Source organism: Streptomyces sp. NPDC001848 (assembly GCF_042891915.1).
In the GTDB taxonomy this organism is placed as follows: Bacteria; Actinomycetota; Actinomycetes; order Streptomycetales; family Streptomycetaceae; genus Streptomyces.
Window position 1 is genome coordinate 171,277 of sequence record NZ_JBIATP010000003.1, and the last position, 15,397, is coordinate 186,673.

Below are 15,397 nucleotides of genomic sequence, written 5' to 3' on the forward strand. Positions count from 1 at the left end.
CAGCAGCACCACCCCCACCACCGCCCACCGGCCTGAGGATTTGGTATGAGGTCCCTGGAACGCCATCGCGACGTCGGCGCCTACGCGCTGGGCGTGCTGGACGAGGCGGAAGCCTTCCGCTTCGAGGACCACCTCATGGAGTGCCCGTCGTGCACGGCGCATGTCACGGAGTTCCGCCCCGCCGCACGCCAGTTGATGCTCTACCGGAGGGCGACCCCGCGGTCCGTGCACCCCTTCGCGGCGCCTGGGCCCCGGCTGCTGGAGCGGCTGCTCGACGAGGTGGCGACCAAGCACCGCAGCGGGCGCAGGCGATGGCTGTACGCCGTCGCGGCGGCTGTGGTGTTCGCCGTCGGAGGCCCGACCATGGCGGTCGTCACCGGGCACGGCTCGACGTCCACCACCGCCACGGCCATGACCGCGACCGACCCGAACACGGGCGTATGGGCCCGGATCACCGCGCACGACCAGCTCTGGGGCAGCCAGATCGACGTCACGGTCAAGGACCGCTCCGGACCGCACCCGTGCCGGCTCGTCGCGGTCGGCAGGGACGGTTCGGAGCAGACGGTGGCGAGCTGGATGGACCCCGCGGAGGACGATGAGCCGACCACGCTGCAGGGCGGCACCGGGATGCGGTCGGACGAGATCGACCACTTCGACGTGCGCACCAAGGACGGACAGCACCTGGTCACCCTGAAGGCCCCCTGACGGGCCTGGCTGCCCCCTGAGCTCCCGCCCTGAGGGCAGCAACGAGACGTTCAGTCCGGCAGAGGACGCAGCCTGCCACTCCACCGCTCGTCGTCGACCTCCCCGGGCATCGTCAGGCGGATGCCGAAAGCGTTCTCCACCAGCCCCAAGACGCTGTGAAGAGGCGCGACACTGCCAGGAACCAGCCCGAGCGGCCTCATGATCTCGTCAAGCCTTGTCGGATCCTGCCCGGTCGGCTCGATCGCCTGGAGGGTGTGGAAGTCGACGATGATCTCGCCGCCCACCGCGTACTTGAACCAGTGCATCGGCTTCTCGTTGTAGTGCAGCGCGACGGCTTCGGTCCCCGCAGAGACAGCGCTCAGTATCCGCTCGTCCAGTCCGTGCGTCCCGCCCTGTTCCCACGCCCACGTCCAGGAGCCGTCGACACCGCAGGTGGCGACCGGTTCGTCATCGTCAAGCAGGTCGTCGCCGAAATCGTCCGAGAGGTCTCTGCCGTCGCGAAGCGCCAGGGTCGTCGGCTCCACCCCCATGCGGGTCAGCAGCTCCTCGGGGGGCAGATCCCGCACGAAGGTCAGTGTGCAGAAGGGAAAGTCCCCTGCTCTGAACACGTCCAGGCCGCGGTCCGCACCTGTACTCGTCATGTGGCGGATGCTGCCACGCCCCACTGACACCCCGTCCCGCTCGCACCACGGGCGATGCGGAACAGCACATTCGGACGCAGTGGTCCTTCGGGTGCGGCCGGGTCGTCGAAATCGTCGGCCGGGTCCCGGGTCATGCCGATCCTTCGCATCACTGCCTGAGAACGGAGATTGGTAGCCGTTGTCACGGCGAGGATCTCGGGAAGCACCAGCGTGTCGAAGCCGTAGGCCAGGACTGTCAGCGCGGCCTCGGTGGCGTAGCCCTGGCCCCAGGCCGATCGGGCGAGCCTCCAGCCGATCTCCACCCCGGTGAACGGCATCCCGTCATCCACCTGGTCCAGGCCCGCGAAGCCGATGAACTCGCCCGTGGCCTGAGCCTCAATGGCCCACCACCCGTAGCCTCGCCGGTCGAACTCGGCCTGGAACCGCGCCACGGAGGCATCGCTCTGTTCACGGGTGAGCAGGTCGCCCAAGTGCTCCCGAACCTCGGGATCGGCGTTCATCGCCGCCCATGGTTCAAGGTCGGAGTCACGCCATCGACGCAGGGTGAGGCGATCGGTATGCAGTTCGGTCATGCGCCCAGCCAACGTGAGCTCTCCTGCCGAGGCAATCCGATTTCCCGAAGGGCCGCCGACAGGCCGCGCAGCCGGTGCGGCAGCTGCTGCACGCGCTACTTGAGCAGCCGTGACAGCCTGCGGTCCGCCAGTGGCTTGCCGCCCGTCTGGCAGGTCGGGCAGTACTGGAGCGAGGAGTCGCTGAAGGACACCTCGCGGATCGTGTCGCCGCACACCGGACAGGGCTCCCCGGTGCGGCCGTGGACCCTGAGGCCGGTCTTCTTCTCCGCCTTCAGCCGTCCGGCGGCCAGGCCACGCGAACGCTCGACCGCCTCGGTGAGCGTCGTGCGCAGCGCCTCGTACAAGCGGTGGACGTCCTGCGTCGACAGCGACGACGCCAGCTTGAACGGGGACATCCGGGCGGCGTGCAGGATCTCGTCGCTGTAGGCGTTGCCGATGCCCGCGATCAGGCTCTGGTCGCGCAGCGCCCCCTTGATCTGGCGCCGCTCGCCCGCGAGGAGCCCGGCCAGGCGCTGCTCGTCGAAGCCGGCGGCCAGCGGGTCGGGACCCAGGCGGGAGATGCCCGGGACCTCCAGCGGATCACGGACGACGTACACCGCGAGCCGCTTCTGGGTGCCCGCCTCCGTCAGGTCGAAGCCCTCCCCGGTCTCCAGCGCGACCCGCAACGCGAGCGGTCCCTTGCCGGGGCGGGGCGCTCCGTCGGGCAGACGGTCCTTCCACTGGAGCCAGCCCGCGCGGGCCAGGTGCGTCACGAAGTGCAGTCCGCCGGCGGTGAGGTCCAGGAACTTGCCGTGCCGGGCGACGGCTGTGACCTCGCGGCCCTCCAGGGCGGTGACCGGTGGGTCGTACGTCTTCAGGACGCTGATCGCGACGGGCAGCACCCGGACCACCTCGTGGCCGACGAGACGATCGGTGAGGAAGTCCTTGAGCGCTTCGACCTCGGGCAGTTCCGGCATGTGTCCAGGGTGCCACCCGCCCCTGACGCCGCCACCCGTCGTGCCGGTCAGCCGCGTTCCTGGACCAGGAACTCGCCCCAGACGACCTTGCCGCCGCCGCGCGCCTCCACGCCCCACACGTCGGCGAGCCGGTCGACGAGCAGCAGCCCCCGGCCGGAGACCTCCGACTCGCCCGCGTCGCGGCGGCGGGGCAGCGCGCTGGAGGCGTCCTCGACCTCGACGCGGAAGCGGCGGGCGTGGCCGGTGAGAACCCGCAGGGTGACGATGGCGGTACTTTCGGTGTGCACGAGGACGTTCGTGATCAGCTCGTCGGCGACCAGTTCTATCTCGTCGGAGCGCTCGCCGGCACCCCACGCCCGGACGGTGGTGCGAATCATGTGCCGGGCGGAGGTGAGCGCCTCCGGATCACCGGGCGGGACGTGCTGCTGGAGGCGGCCGCCGGACCGCCGGGTGAGTCCCCGGCGCTGCAGAAGCAGCAGGGCCACGTCGTCGTCGCCGCCCCGCTCCTCGGCCACGTCGATGAGCCGGTCGGCGAGGTCGTGCACATCGCCGGGGCCGGCGCAGACCAGCTGCTGAAGGGTGTGCACGCCCTCGTCGAGGTCGGCGCCCGGCTCTTCGATCAGGCCGTCGGTGCACAGCACCAGGGTCTGGCCGGGGTCCAGCTCCACCGTGGTGACGGGGTACTCCAGACGGTTGAACTCGGCGGACAGTCCGAGCGGCAGGCCGCCCTCGACGGGCAGTCGTCGGCAGTTGCCGTCGGCCAGTCTGAGCAGCGGGTCGATGTGGCCGGCGCGGACCAGCTGCACCACTCCGGTGGCCAGGTCGGCCTCCGCGTACAGGCAGGTCGCGAAGCGTTCGGTGTCGAGTTCCTGGAGGAAGACGGAGGCGCGGGCCATCACGGTGGCGGGCGGGTGGCCCTCGGCGGCGTAGGCGCGCAGGACGATGCGCAGCTGGCCCATGACGGCGGCCGCGTGCGTGTCGTGGCCCTGCACGTCGCCGATGACGGCGCCGGCCCGGTCCCCGGGCAGCGGGATCAGGTCGTACCAGTCGCCGCCGATGTCCCGGCCCAGGGACGCCGAGCGGTAGCGGACGGCGACGTCGGCGCCGGGCACGCTGGGGATGGAGCGCGGCAGCATCGCCTGCTGGAGTCCCTGGGCGAGGTCCTTCTCCTGTTCGTAGAGCATGGCGCGCTGCAGGCTCTGCGCGATGCTGCTGCCGAGCGCGACGAGGACGTTGCGCTCGTCGGGGGTGAAGCCGCGCCGGTCGTCGTAGAGCAGTCCCATGGCGCCGATGGGGCGGGCCTGCGCGACGAGCGGCAGATAGGCGGCTGAGGTGACGCGCAGGTCCGTCAGGTGCGGCCACAGGATGGGGTAGCGCTCGGCGAACTCCTCCGGGGACTCGATGAACCGCGGGCGGAGGGTCCGTACGACCTCGCTCATCGGGTAGGGCTCGTCGACGCGCGTGACCTGGGTGCCGGGCACGGCGCTGCCCGCGGGTCCCTCGGCGACGATGCGGATGCGGCCGGCCTCCACCAGGCCCATGACGAGGCTGGCCGCGCCGAAGTGGGTGAGGCCCTGGCTGTCCTTGAGGACGTCGATGACGTCCTGGACGGTGCGGGCGTGGGCGAGCGCGGCGGTGGTGGACTCGACGATGTTCGTCTGCCGGCGCAGCGCCTCGTCCTGGGCCAGCTGTTCACTGCGGGCCAGGCCGTCGCGCAGCTCCTGGGTGGCGTCGCGGACGATACCGATGATCCGGCGCGGGCGGCCCGTCTCGTCGCGCCGGATGTAGCCCTGGGTGTGGGTCCAGCGCAGGCTGCCGTCGCGGCGGCGGACGCGGAAGTAGGTGCCGTAGTTCTCGCTGCCGTCCTTGATGGCCCGGGCCACCAGGGCGTCGACGTGGCGGCCCTCGGACGGGGGGACGCGCAGCCGCAGGTTCTCGGGGCGGCCGTCGTATTCCTCGGGGCGTATGTCGAAGATCTCGTGGGCGCGGGCGTCCATGTGGAACAGCCCGGTGTCCAGGTCCCAGTCGAAGCTGCCCATGCGGTTGAGCGCCAGGATCGGACCCGGGTGGGCGGGCCAGTCCTCCGGGAGTGGCAGGGTGCTCCCTCCCCGATCAACCATGGGGCCACCATGCCAGGGATTGCCGGATTCTTCGACTTCTGCCCGGCTCGGTATTCCCGTGCCCGAGGGCGGCGGTCCGGCAAGGCCGTGCGGCCGGGGTCGCGCCGACGGCGGGTTACGCAACCGGTGAATCGGTGTACACCGAGTGACGGGCTGACCGGCCCGGCCGGGGGTACCGGGTCACACTGGAGGGAGAGGAGCGGTTGCCGTGGACTGGTTCGTCGCACCGGAGTACTGGCTGAGCCGACTGGTCTTCCAGCGGGCCCTGGCCGTCGTGTACCTCGTCGCCTTCCTGACCGCCGCGCTGCAGTTCCGGGCGCTGATCGGGGAGCGCGGCATGCTGCCGGTGCCGCGGTACGTCTCCCGGGTGCCGTTCAAACTGGCGCCCAGCGTCTTCCACCTCCACTACTCGGACCGCTTCTTCGCCGCCTGGTCGTGGGCGGGGTGCGCGGTGTCGGCGGCGCTGGTCGCCGGGGCCGACTCGTTGGTGCCGTTGTGGGCGGCGATGGTGCTCTGGCTGATCCCGTGGCTGCTGTACCTGTCGATCGTCAACGTCGGCCAGACCTGGTACTCGTTCGGCTGGGAGTCGCTGCTGCTGGAGGTCGGGTTCCTGGCGGTGTTCCTGGGCAACGACGAGGTCGCCCCGCCGGTCGTGGTGCTCTTCCTGCTGCGCTGGATCCTGTTCCGCCTGGAGTTCGGCGCGGGGCTGATCAAGATGCGCGGGGACGCCTGCTGGCGGAAGCTGACCTGCCTGGACTACCACCACGAGACACAGCCGATGCCGGGCCCGCTGAGCTGGTTCTTCCACCATCTGCCGAAGCCGCTGCACCGGGTCGAGGTGGCGGCCAACCACGTCACCCAACTGATCGTCCCGGTCCTGCTGTTCACGCCGCAGCCGGTCGCGACGGCCGCCGCGTCGCTGATGATCGTGACGCAGCTGTGGCTGGTCCTGTCGGGCAACTTCTCCTGGCTCAACTGGATCACGATCGTGCTGGGCCTGTCGGCGGTCCTGTTCCCCACCACCGCCCCGAAGGTCTCCGGTGCCCCCCTGTGGTACGAGGTCCTGGTCCTGGCGGTCGGCGCGGGCCTGCTCGCCCTCAGCTACCACCCCGTGCGCAACATGACCTCCCGCGCACAGATCATGAACCGCTCCTTCGACCCGCTGCACCTCGTCAACACCTACGGCGCGTTCGGCAGCGTCAGCCGGATCCGGTACGAGGTGGTGGTGGAGGGCACGGCGGACGACGTGCCGCGGGAGGACTCCGAGTGGCGGGAGTACGAGTTCAAGGGCAAACCAGGCGATCCCCGGCACTGGCCGCGCCAGTTCGCCCCGTACCACCTGCGACTCGACTGGCTGATGTGGTTCGCGGCGCTCTCCCCCGCGTACGCGGGCTCCTGGTTCGGCGGCCTGGTCGAACGTCTCCTGGAGAACGACCGCGACACCCTGAAGCTGCTGCGCCGCTCCCCGTTCCCCGCGGACGAGCCGCCGCGCTGCATCCGGGCGCGCCTCTTCCGCTACCGGTACACGACGTGGCGGGAACTACGGGAGACGGGGGCCTGCTGGCACCGCACCTACGTCCGGGAGTTCATGCCGCCGACCCGGCTGGCCGCGCCGATGGCTCAGAGGCGGTAGACGCGGGTGGCGGTGCCCTCGAAGACTTGGTGGCGCTCGTCCTGGCCAAGGCCCCGCGTCAACGCCACCGCCGTGTCCCACACGTCCGCGTAGGACGCCGCCAGCGTGCACACCGGCCAGTCCGAGCCGAACATCAGCCGGGACGGCGTGAAGGCGTCCAGCACCGTCTCCGCGTAGGGGCGCAGGTCCTCCACCCGCCAGTTCTTCCGGTCCGCCTCCGTCACCATGCCCGACAGCTTGCAGGCGGTGTTCGGCAGGGCGGCGAGGGCGCGCAGGTGCGACGCCCAGGGTTCCAGGGATCCGGAGGCGATGGGAGGCTTGCCCACGTGGTCGAGGACGAAGGTGAGGTGCGGGAGGGACGCCGCCGCCTCGACGCACGCCGGGAGCTGGTGCGGCAGCACCACCAGGTCGTAGACCAGGCCCGCCTCCGCCACCGCGGCCAGGCCCCGGCGTACGTCGGGGCGCAGCAGCCATTCGGGGTCCGCCTCGCCCTGGACCTGGTGGCGGATGCCGCGCAGATACGAGCCCCCGGGCAGCTCCCGCAGCCGGGCCAGTCGGTCCGCCACGTCCGGGCTGGTCAGGTCCGTCCAGCCGACGACGCCCGCGATGATCTCGTTCTGCTCCGCCAGGGCGAGGAACTCCGGTGTCTCCTCGGCCACGGTGACGGTCTGTACGAGCACGGTGCGGTCGACGCCGATGGGTCGTGCCTGAGGTTCCAGGTCCGCGATCGTGAAGCTGCGGCGGATCGGCTCCAGTTCCGGGCCCCTGATCCAGTCCTGGTCGCGGACGGAGAGGTCCCACACGTGGTGGTGCGCGTCGACCGTCACGCCAGCTCCCAGACCACCGGCAGCCCCGCGTCCGCGCCCTCGGCCGAGTAGTCGTGCGCCACGTCGGGCAGCTCCGCCATCCGCGCCTGCCAGGCCACGTCGACCTTCAGCTTCTCCGGCTCGGCCGGCAGCCGCCCGTAGTCCTCGCACTCCAGCACATGGAAGAGGTCGGTCCCTCCCCCGAGCTCTCGGGCGGCCTCGTACTCCTCGACGCGGTCGGCACGGACCTTGGTGTGCAGGGCTACTCTCATCATGTCTCCTCGGTGGGCACGGGGGCGTGCGGCGGCAGGAGGTCCGCCTCTTTCAGCTCCTGCCAGAATCCGGCCGGTACGGTCGCCTCGAACTGCTCGGCGCAGTCCCGTACCTCGGCCGCCGAACGGGCGCCCACCAGCACGCTCGCCACGGCCGGGTGGGCGGAGCAGAAGGCCAGGGCCGCGGCCCGCAGCGTGGTGCCGTGGCGTTCCGCGAGCGTCTTCAGGTGCAGGGCTCGGTCGAGCAACTCGCCCGGTGCGGTGGCGTAGTTGAACGTGGCGCCCGGCCGCGGATCGGCCAGCAGGCCGGAGTTGAAGGCGCCGCCGACGACGACCGACACCCCGCGCTCGACCGCCGCGGGAAGCAGCTCGGTCAGGGCGCGCTGGTCCAGCAGGGTGTACCGGCCCGCGCACAGCACCACGTCCACGTCCGTCTCGCGCACGAACCGGGTCAGCATCTCCGTCTGGTTCATGCCGACGCCGATCGCGCCCACCACGCCTTCGGTGCGCAGCTTCTCCAGCGCCGGGTAGCCCTCGCGGAACGCCTGCTCGGCATGGTCGTCCGGGTCGTGGAGGTAGACGACGTCCACACGGTCGAGGGCGAGCCGCTCGAGGCTCTCCTCCAGGCTGCGGCGTACGCCCTCCGCGCTGAAGTCCCAGACCCGGCGGTGGCCGGCGGGGACCGCGAAGCCGTTCGCCAGGTCGTCGCCGCCCTCGTCCGTGGGCTCCAGCAGGCGGCCGACCTTGGTGGACAGCGTGTACGCGGTGCGGGGGTGCTCGCGCAGGGCCGCGCCGAGGCGGCGTTCGGACAGGCCGAGGCCGTAGTGGGGTGCGGTGTCGAAGTAGCGGATCCCGCTCTGCCAGGCCGCCTGGACGGCGTCGTACGCCTGCGCCTCGCTCACCTCGGTGTAGAGGTTGCCGATGCCGGCGGCGCCGAAGGCCAGCGGGCTGACCTCGACGCCGCTGCCGCCGAGCGCGCTCACCGGCCCACCGGCCGCAGCCTGAGGCCCTGCATACCGCCGTCCACGGCGAGCGCGGTGCCCGTGGTGGCGCCGGACAGCGGGCTCGCCAGGTAGGCGATGGCACCGGCGACTTCGGTGGCCGCGACCAGGCGGCCGGTGGGCTGGCGGGCTTCCAGCGCGGCCCGCTCTGCGGCCGGGTCGGGGGCCGCGTCGAGGAGGCGGCCGACCCACGGCGTGTCGACCGTGCCGGGGTTGACGCAGTTGACGCGGATGCCCTCGCGGACGTGGTCGGCGGCCATGGCGAGGGTCAGCGAGTACACGGCACCCTTGCTGGCGCTGTACAGGGCCCGCTGCGGCAGGCCCGCCGTGGCGGCGATGGAGCAGGTGTTGACGATCGCCGCGTGGGCGGACTTCCTCAGGTGCGGCAGTGCCGCGCGGGTGGCCCGCACGATGCCGAACACGTTGACGTCGAACACCCGCCGCCACTGGTCGTCGTCGTTGTCCTCGACCGTGCCCTGGGCACCGATGCCCGCGTTGTTGACCAGTACGTCCAGGCCGCCGAGGTCGGCGACAGCGGCGGCCACTGCGGCGCGTACGGACGCGTCGTCGCCGACGTCCGCCCGGTGCGCGAGCAGCGGCTTCTCCACCGACGAGGGGTCGAGGTCCAGGACGGCCACCTGGGCCCCGCGCTCGGCCAGGAGTTCCGCGGTCGCCCGCCCGATGCCGGACGCCCCGCCGGTCACCAGGGCCCTGAGGCCCTCGAAGTCGCTCATGCAGCCTGCCCCTTCTTGCGGTCGAGGTCGGCGGCCCAGAAGGTGCCGCCGGGGAAGGTGTACTCCGCGATGGACTCGGGTCGCATCGCGGCGGAGAAGCCCGGCGCGGCGGGTGCCGTGTAGTGGCCCTCCCGGATCACCACCGGGTCGAGGAAGTGCTCGTGCAGATGGTCCACGTACTCGATCACCCGGTCCTCGGTCGTGCCCGAGAGCGCGACGAAGTCGAACATCGACAGGTGCTGGACCAGCTCGCAGAGCCCGACACCGCCCGCGTGCGGGCACACCGGCACCCCGAACTTGGCGGCCAGCAGCAGGATCGCCAGGTTCTCGTTGACGCCGCCGACGCGGGCCGCATCGATCTGGAGCACGTCGATGGCCCCGGCCTGGAGGAGCTGTTTGAAGATGACGCGGTTCTGCACGTGTTCTCCGGTGGCGACCCGCACCGGGGCCACGGCCCTGCGGATCGCCGCGTGGCCGAGGACGTCGTCGGGGCTGGTCGGCTCCTCGATCCAGTACGGGTCGAACTCGGCGAGCGCCTTGGTCCAGGTGATCGCCTCCTCCACGTCCCAGCGCTGGTTGGCGTCGATGGCGATCCGCACGTCGGGGCCGACGACGGAGCGGGCGACCCGGCAGCGGCGCACGTCGTCGGCGAGGTCGGCGCCGACCTTCAGCTTGATCTGCCGGAAGCCGTCGGCGACCGCCTGCGCGGCGAGACGGCTGAGCTTGTCGTCGAGGTAGCCGAGCCAGCCGGCGGAGGTCGTGTAGGCGGGGTAGCCCCGGGCCATGAGCCGGGCGGTGCGCTCCTCGGCGCCCTGTTTGCCGCGCCTGAGCAGTTCCAGCGCCTCCTCGGGGGTGAGCGCGTCGGTGATGTAGCGGAAGTCGATCTGGCGGACCAGCCACTCGGGGTCGGCCTCGGCGAGCAGCCGCCACAGCGGCTTGCCGGCGCGCTGGGCGGCCAGGTCCCAGACGGCATTGACGACCGCGCCGATCGCCATGTGCATCACGCCCTTCTCGGGTCCGAGCCAGCGCAGCTGACTGTCGCCGACCAGGTCGTGGTAGACCGGTCCCGGGTCGGCGCACACCTCGTCCACGCTCCGTCCGACCACGTGTCCGCGCAGCGCCTCGATCGCGGCGACCTGCACCTCGTTGCCCCGCCCGATGGTGAAGGTGAATCCGTGGCCCTCGACACCGTCGGCGGCGTCCGTGCGCAGCACCAGGTAGGCGGCCGAGTAGTCGGGGTCCGGGTTCATCGCGTCGGAGCCGTCGAGCTCCCGGGAAGTGGGGAAACGGATGTCGAAGGTGTCGACCGCGGTGATCCGGGCGGCAGTTGGGGACACGGGAGGCCTTTCGGTCCGGGGGCACGAGGTCGTGCACCGGGTGGTGCACAGGTCGTGCGCGAGGGCGTACGTCGTACGGCGCCGTACGACAACGAAGCGGGTCAGTCCTGGGCACGGCCCGTCGTCACCCGCGCGATCACCAGGGCGACGAGGATGATTCCGCCGTAGATGGCCTGGATCCAGAACGACGGCACCTGGGCGAGGGTGAGCAGGTTCTGCACGACACCCAGGAGGAGCACACCGGTGAGGGCGCCGAGCATGGTGCCCTTGCCGCCGTCCAGGCTGATGCCGCCGATGACCGCCGCCGCGAACACCGTGAAGATCATGTTCTGGCCCTGGTTGGCGCTGATCGCGCCGACGTACCCGGTCTGCATGATCCCGCCGACGGAGGCGAGGAGACCGGCGACCGTGAACACGCCGAGCATCACGCGCTCCACGCGGATGCCGGCCGCGCGGGCCGCGTCCGCGTTGCCGCCGATCGCGTACAGGGCGCGCCCGACGCGGTGGTAGCGCAGGACGAGCCCGGCGACCGCGAAGGCGACCGCGGCCAGCCACACGGACATCGGGATCCGCAGGAAGGTCGTGGTGGCGAGGGTGAAGAACGCGTCGGGCATCCCGAACAGAGTCTTGCCCTTGGTCGCGCCGACCAGCAGACCGCGCAGGACGATCAGCATCGCGAGAGTGACGATGAACGCGTTGAGCTTGAACCTGACCACCAGGATGCCGTTGAAGGCGCCGATCGCCGCGCCTACCACGAGGATCGCGACCAGGGCGAGGGCGGTGGGCCATGCGGTGCCCCAGCCGGACTGGGCGGCGGGCAGGACGAGCAGGGCGCCCACGGCCGGGGCGATGCCGACCACGGACTCCAGCGACAGGTCGAACTTGCCGGTGATCAGGACGAGCGACTCGGCGAGCACCACCATCGCGAGGGCCGCGGACGCGCCCAGGATGGAGATGATGTTGCGTTCGGTGAGGAAGGAGTCGTTGACGAACGCGCCGAGCACCATCAGTAGCACCAGGGCCGGGAGCAGGGCGAGTTCACGGGCCCGGCGGAGCAGGACGGTCTTGGCCGAGCGGGCGTCCGGGACCGGGAGGGGCGTGAGCGGCGGGGCCTTGGTGTCAGCCATGGTCCACTCCTTCGATGGAGGCGATCAGCTCGTGGTCGTGCCAGCCCGCCGGGTGCTCGGCGACGATCCGGCCGTGGAAGAGGACGAGGACGCGGTCGCAGCGGCGCAGGTCGTCGAGTTCGTCGGAGACGACGAGCACGGCGGTGCCGTCCTCGCGGGCGTTGTCCACCCGGGACAGCAGCGACTCCTTGGACTTCACGTCGACCCCTGCGGTGGGGTTGATGAGGACCAGCAGGCGCGGGTCGGAGGCCAGGGCGCGGGCCATGACCACCTTCTGTGCGTTGCCGCCGGACAGGTCGGAGACGGGCTGGTCGGGTCCCTCGGCGTGGATGTCGAGGCGGTGGATGAGGTCGCCGGCGAAGCCGCGTTTGCGCCGGGTGCCGACGAACCCGTGGCGGCCGAGGCGGTCCAGGACGCTCATGGTGGCGTTGTCGCCGACGGACATGCCGGGGACCAGGCCCTGTTCGTGGCGGTCCCGGGGTACGCAGCCGACGCCGGCCCTGAGCGCCGCCTGGACGTCGCCGAAGAGGAGCGGCCTGCCGTCGAGCCGGGCGGTGCCGGCGGCCGGGGTGTGCAGTCCGGCCAGGGCCTCGGCGAGTTCCACCTTGCCGCTGCCGCTGGAGCCGGCGAGTCCGACGACCTCTCCGTGGCGGACGGTGAGGTCGATGTCCCGGTACGACTGGCCGGTGAGCCCCTGGACTTCCAGGGCGACCGGCGCGTCGTCCGCGACCGCGCCCCGCACGGCCGCCTCTCGCTCGGCGACGGCCTCCCCCGCCATGGCCTCCACCAGGGCGGCGCGCGGCAGGTCGGCGACCGGCGCGGTGGTGATCCAGCGGGCGTCGCGCAGGACGGTGACGGTCTGGCAGACCTCGTAGACCTCCTGGAGGTGGTGGGAGATGAACAGGAAGGTGACGCCGGAGTCCTGGAGCGCGCGCATCCGTGTGAAGAGGCGCTCGATCTCCCGGTTGTCGAGCTGGGCGGTCGGCTCGTCGAGGATGATGAACCGGGCGCCGAAGCTGAGCGCGCGGGCGATCTCCACCATCTGACGGTCCTCGACCTTGAGGTCGGCGGTGCGGGCCTCCGGGTCGACGTGCACGTCCCAGGTGGCGAGGACCTCGGCGGCCTCGGCCTTCAGCCTCCGCCAGCTGATGAGGCCGCCACGCCCGGTGGGCTGCCGGTTGATGAGCAGGTTCTCGGCGACCGTCAGCTCCGGGACGACCGTGGGCTTCTGGTACACGCAGGCGACCTTGCGGCGCCAGGCGTCGCGGTCGGCGAGCGGGGGTGCGGGCTCGCCGTCGAAGCGGACCGTGCCCTCGTCGGGTGCCTGGAGTCCGGTGAGGACGTGGACCAGTGTGGACTTGCCGGCGCCGTTGCGGCCGACGAGGGCGTGGGACTCGCCGGGGAGCACGGCGAGCTGTCCGTCCTGTAGGGCGACCGTGGGACCGTAGCGCTTGACGATGCCCCTCGCCTCGACCAGTGGGGTGCTCATTTGACCGTGTTGCCCCAGAGCTTGGGGTCGTCGACGTTGTCCTTGGTGACCAGCGGGGCGGGCAGCTGGTCCTCCAGGATGCCGTTCGGCAGCTTGACGATGGTGGAGCCGTGGTCGGTGGGGCCGGGCTCGAACGTCTTCCCCTCCATCGCGGCCTTGATGTAGTACATGCCGTACCTGGCGTAGGCGTCCGCGGGCTGCGAGACGGTGGCGTCGATCTCGCCCTTGCGGATGGCGTCGAACTCCTGCGGGATGCCGTCGTTGGACACGATGACGATGTGGCCGTTCTGGCCCGCCGCCTTCAGCATGTTCTTGGACTTCAGGGTCTGCAGGGTGGGCGCGAGGTAGACGCCGCCCGCCTGCAGGTAGATGCCCTTGATGTCGGGGTTGGCGTTGAGCAGGGTGTCCAGCTTGGAGGCCGCGGTGTCGGACTCCCACTTGGCGGGGATCTCCAGGACCTTCAGCTTGGGGTACTTCTCCTTGACGCAGGAGCGGAACGCCTGAGAGCGGTCACGGCCGTTGACGGACGCGAGATCGCCCATGATCTGCACGACCTTGCCGCTGGTGATGTGCTGCCCGAGGTAGTCGCACGCCTTCTCGCCGTACGCGACGTTGTCGGCGCGCACCACCATGGCGACCTTGCCCTTGTCGGGCGCCACGTCGACGGCCACCACGGGGACGCCCTTGCGTTCCGCCTGGTCGAGGCCGGCCTGGATGGCGGCGCTGTCCAGCGGGGCGACGACCAGGCCCTTGACGCCCTGGTTGAGCTCGTTGTTGATGTCCGTGATCTGCTGCGAGGGGTCGCTGTTGGAGTTGACGGTCTTGAGGACGTCGACACCCTCGGACTTCGCCATCTTGGGCACGTAGTCGTTGTACGACTGCCAGAACGGCGAGGTCAGCAGGGGCAGGATCACCCCGACCTCGCCGGTGCCCCCGCCCGCGGCGCTGGAGGCGCCGGTGTCCTTGGTGCTGCCGCATGCGGCGAGCACGAGCGAGGCGCCGACGGCGAGGGCCGCCGCGCCGATGATCCGGGGCCTGTTCCGCTTCCTCAGTGTTCTGCCGGGCATCTGGCAGCTCCTCGTTGAGCGTGTGCGAGCAGATGCCCGCATACTTATCAGACCACTCCCCCGCCAGAACACCCCTCGACGGCACATTTCCGCGTCGTCAGACCATAGTGGTCCGACCACCTTGGTGGTTAGACTGCGACGCACCCGGTGACTGGAGGAGCAGCGTGGAGGAGACAGCCCCGTACAAGGGCACCGTGACGCAGCGCGCCATCGAGCAGATCACGGCGATGATCGCCGAGGGCCGGCTGGAACCGGGCCAGCGCCTGCCGACGGAACGCGACCTCGCGGCGCAGCTCGGCATCTCGCGCAGTTCGATGCGGGAGGCGATCCGCGCGCTCACGGTCCTCGGCGTGCTGGAGGCCCGGCACGGCTCGGGCATCTACGTCACCCAACTCCAGGCGGGCGACCTCCTGGAGACCTTCGGCGTGGTGGCCGATCTCTCGCGCGGGCAGCGCCTGGTGGAGTTGCTGGAGGTGCGCCGGGTCCTTGAGTCGACGGCGACGGCGCTGGCGGCCGCCCGTATCACGAACGACCAACTCGCCGAGGTGGAGAAGCACTTGGCGGCGATGAACGCGACGGACGATCCGGAGGAGATCCTCGCGCACGACCTCGCCTTCCACCGGGAGATCGCGATCGCCGCGGGCAACGAGACGATGGCGGCGATCCTGGAGGGCCTGTCCTCCCGGACCTTCCGCGCCCGCGTGTGGCGCGGCTACGAGGAGGAGGGCGCCTTCGCGCGCACGCGTCGCGAGCACGCGGCGATCCACCGCGCCCTGGCCGCCCATGACCCGGAGGCGGCCAGGGCGGCTGCCGCCGCGCACGTCGGCGAGGTGGAGGAGTGGCTGCGCAGCCAGCTGCCCTCCTGAGGGCAGCCGCCGCGCCGCCACCCTGCCCCGCCACCCCGCCACCACGGCGAGCGGAACTCACGGCTTCGAAC

General features: G+C 71.3%; 15 protein-coding genes. 3 read left to right on the top strand and 12 right to left on the bottom strand.

Annotated features, from left to right (window positions below; translation table 11 throughout):
* Positions 1-45 precede the first annotated feature (45 nt).
* Positions 46-705, top strand: coding sequence for a zf-HC2 domain-containing protein (locus ACFYZJ_RS06980; protein WP_388563698.1), 660 nt, complete (start codon positions 46-48; stop codon positions 703-705).
* A 50-nt stretch (positions 706-755) separates the two neighbouring features.
* Here ACFYZJ_RS06980 and ACFYZJ_RS06985 read toward each other — a convergent pair whose 3' ends face one another.
* From ACFYZJ_RS06985 to ACFYZJ_RS07000, 4 genes are all read right to left on the bottom strand, one after another.
* Positions 756-1,346 carry a DUF6461 domain-containing protein gene (locus tag ACFYZJ_RS06985; RefSeq protein ID WP_388563700.1) on the bottom strand — a complete coding sequence of 197 codons (591 nt, stop codon included), beginning with the start codon at positions 1,344-1,346 and terminating at the stop codon, positions 756-758.
* The gene (locus tag ACFYZJ_RS06990) at positions 1,343-1,918 is read right to left on the bottom strand and encodes a GNAT family N-acetyltransferase (protein WP_388563702.1); all 576 of its coding nucleotides are present in this window, start codon (positions 1,916-1,918) and stop codon (positions 1,343-1,345) included. The genes ACFYZJ_RS06985 and ACFYZJ_RS06990 overlap by 4 nt, the downstream gene beginning before the upstream one ends.
* 95 nt (positions 1,919-2,013) lie before the next feature.
* On the bottom strand, positions 2,014-2,874 hold the full coding sequence (locus ACFYZJ_RS06995) for an Fpg/Nei family DNA glycosylase (RefSeq protein ID WP_388563704.1): 861 nt from the start codon (positions 2,872-2,874) through the stop codon (positions 2,014-2,016).
* A 47-nt stretch (positions 2,875-2,921) separates the two neighbouring features.
* Positions 2,922-4,994: a SpoIIE family protein phosphatase gene (locus ACFYZJ_RS07000; protein WP_388563706.1), complete on the bottom strand. Its 2,073-nt coding sequence runs from the start codon at positions 4,992-4,994 to the stop codon at positions 2,922-2,924.
* Between the two features lie 208 nt (positions 4,995-5,202).
* Here ACFYZJ_RS07000 and ACFYZJ_RS07005 point away from each other — a divergent pair, with 208 nt between their 5' ends.
* Positions 5,203-6,627, top strand: coding sequence for a lipase maturation factor family protein (locus tag ACFYZJ_RS07005; protein ID WP_388563708.1), 1,425 nt, complete (start codon positions 5,203-5,205; stop codon positions 6,625-6,627).
* Here the strand turns inward: ACFYZJ_RS07005 and ACFYZJ_RS07010 are convergent.
* The 8 genes from ACFYZJ_RS07010 to ACFYZJ_RS07045 form a co-directional block, all read right to left on the bottom strand.
* Entirely contained in the window at positions 6,615-7,454 is an 840-nt protein-coding gene (locus tag ACFYZJ_RS07010; protein ID WP_388563710.1) for an amidohydrolase family protein, read from the bottom strand. The two genes, ACFYZJ_RS07005 and ACFYZJ_RS07010, sit on opposite strands and share 13 nt — an antisense overlap.
* Positions 7,451-7,705, bottom strand: coding sequence for an L-rhamnose mutarotase (locus ACFYZJ_RS07015; protein WP_388564523.1), 255 nt, complete (start codon positions 7,703-7,705; stop codon positions 7,451-7,453). Before ACFYZJ_RS07015 ends, ACFYZJ_RS07010 begins: the two co-directional genes overlap by 4 nt.
* A complete protein-coding gene (locus ACFYZJ_RS07020; protein WP_388563712.1) occupies positions 7,705-8,688 on the bottom strand; it encodes an aldo/keto reductase in 984 nt (327 codons plus the stop codon). Before ACFYZJ_RS07020 ends, ACFYZJ_RS07015 begins: the two co-directional genes overlap by 1 nt.
* Positions 8,685-9,440 (bottom strand): SDR family NAD(P)-dependent oxidoreductase, encoded by a 756-nt coding sequence (locus ACFYZJ_RS07025; RefSeq protein WP_388563714.1) that lies wholly within the window; start codon positions 9,438-9,440, stop codon positions 8,685-8,687. The genes ACFYZJ_RS07020 and ACFYZJ_RS07025 overlap by 4 nt, the downstream gene beginning before the upstream one ends.
* On the bottom strand, positions 9,437-10,777 hold the full coding sequence (locus ACFYZJ_RS07030; RefSeq protein ID WP_388563716.1) for an L-fuconate dehydratase: 1,341 nt from the start codon (positions 10,775-10,777) through the stop codon (positions 9,437-9,439). Before ACFYZJ_RS07030 ends, ACFYZJ_RS07025 begins: the two co-directional genes overlap by 4 nt.
* A 101-nt stretch (positions 10,778-10,878) precedes the next feature.
* On the bottom strand, positions 10,879-11,904 hold the full coding sequence (locus ACFYZJ_RS07035; protein ID WP_388563718.1) for an ABC transporter permease: 1,026 nt from the start codon (positions 11,902-11,904) through the stop codon (positions 10,879-10,881).
* Positions 11,897-13,393, bottom strand: coding sequence for a sugar ABC transporter ATP-binding protein (locus ACFYZJ_RS07040; protein ID WP_388563720.1), 1,497 nt, complete (start codon positions 13,391-13,393; stop codon positions 11,897-11,899). The genes ACFYZJ_RS07035 and ACFYZJ_RS07040 overlap by 8 nt, the downstream gene beginning before the upstream one ends.
* Positions 13,390-14,460, bottom strand: coding sequence for a sugar ABC transporter substrate-binding protein (locus ACFYZJ_RS07045; RefSeq protein ID WP_388563722.1), 1,071 nt, complete (start codon positions 14,458-14,460; stop codon positions 13,390-13,392). The genes ACFYZJ_RS07040 and ACFYZJ_RS07045 overlap by 4 nt, the downstream gene beginning before the upstream one ends.
* A gap of 164 nt (positions 14,461-14,624) precedes the next feature.
* Here ACFYZJ_RS07045 and ACFYZJ_RS07050 point away from each other — a divergent pair, with 164 nt between their 5' ends.
* The gene (locus ACFYZJ_RS07050; RefSeq protein WP_388563724.1) at positions 14,625-15,326 is read left to right on the top strand and encodes a FadR/GntR family transcriptional regulator; all 702 of its coding nucleotides are present in this window, start codon (positions 14,625-14,627) and stop codon (positions 15,324-15,326) included.
* The last annotated feature ends 71 nt before the right edge of the window (positions 15,327-15,397 follow it).

Coding starts and splice junctions, on each gene's coding strand:
- ACFYZJ_RS06985 (WP_388563700.1), bottom strand. CDS start 1,346: ATGACGAGTACAGGTGCGGACCGCGGCCTGGACGTGTTCAGAGCAGGG.
- ACFYZJ_RS07040 (WP_388563720.1), bottom strand. CDS start 13,393: ATGAGCACCCCACTGGTCGAGGCGAGGGGCATCGTCAAGCGCTACGGT.
- ACFYZJ_RS07015 (WP_388564523.1), bottom strand. CDS start 7,705: ATGAGAGTAGCCCTGCACACCAAGGTCCGTGCCGACCGCGTCGAGGAG.
- ACFYZJ_RS07045 (WP_388563722.1), bottom strand. CDS start 14,460: ATGCCCGGCAGAACACTGAGGAAGCGGAACAGGCCCCGGATCATCGGC.
- ACFYZJ_RS07000 (WP_388563706.1), bottom strand. CDS start 4,994: ATGGTTGATCGGGGAGGGAGCACCCTGCCACTCCCGGAGGACTGGCCC.
- ACFYZJ_RS06990 (WP_388563702.1), bottom strand. CDS start 1,918: ATGACCGAACTGCATACCGATCGCCTCACCCTGCGTCGATGGCGTGAC.
- ACFYZJ_RS07025 (WP_388563714.1), bottom strand. CDS start 9,440: ATGAGCGACTTCGAGGGCCTCAGGGCCCTGGTGACCGGCGGGGCGTCC.
- ACFYZJ_RS07035 (WP_388563718.1), bottom strand. CDS start 11,904: ATGGCTGACACCAAGGCCCCGCCGCTCACGCCCCTCCCGGTCCCGGAC.
- ACFYZJ_RS06995 (WP_388563704.1), bottom strand. CDS start 2,874: ATGCCGGAACTGCCCGAGGTCGAAGCGCTCAAGGACTTCCTCACCGAT.
- ACFYZJ_RS06980 (WP_388563698.1), top strand. CDS start 46: ATGAGGTCCCTGGAACGCCATCGCGACGTCGGCGCCTACGCGCTGGGC.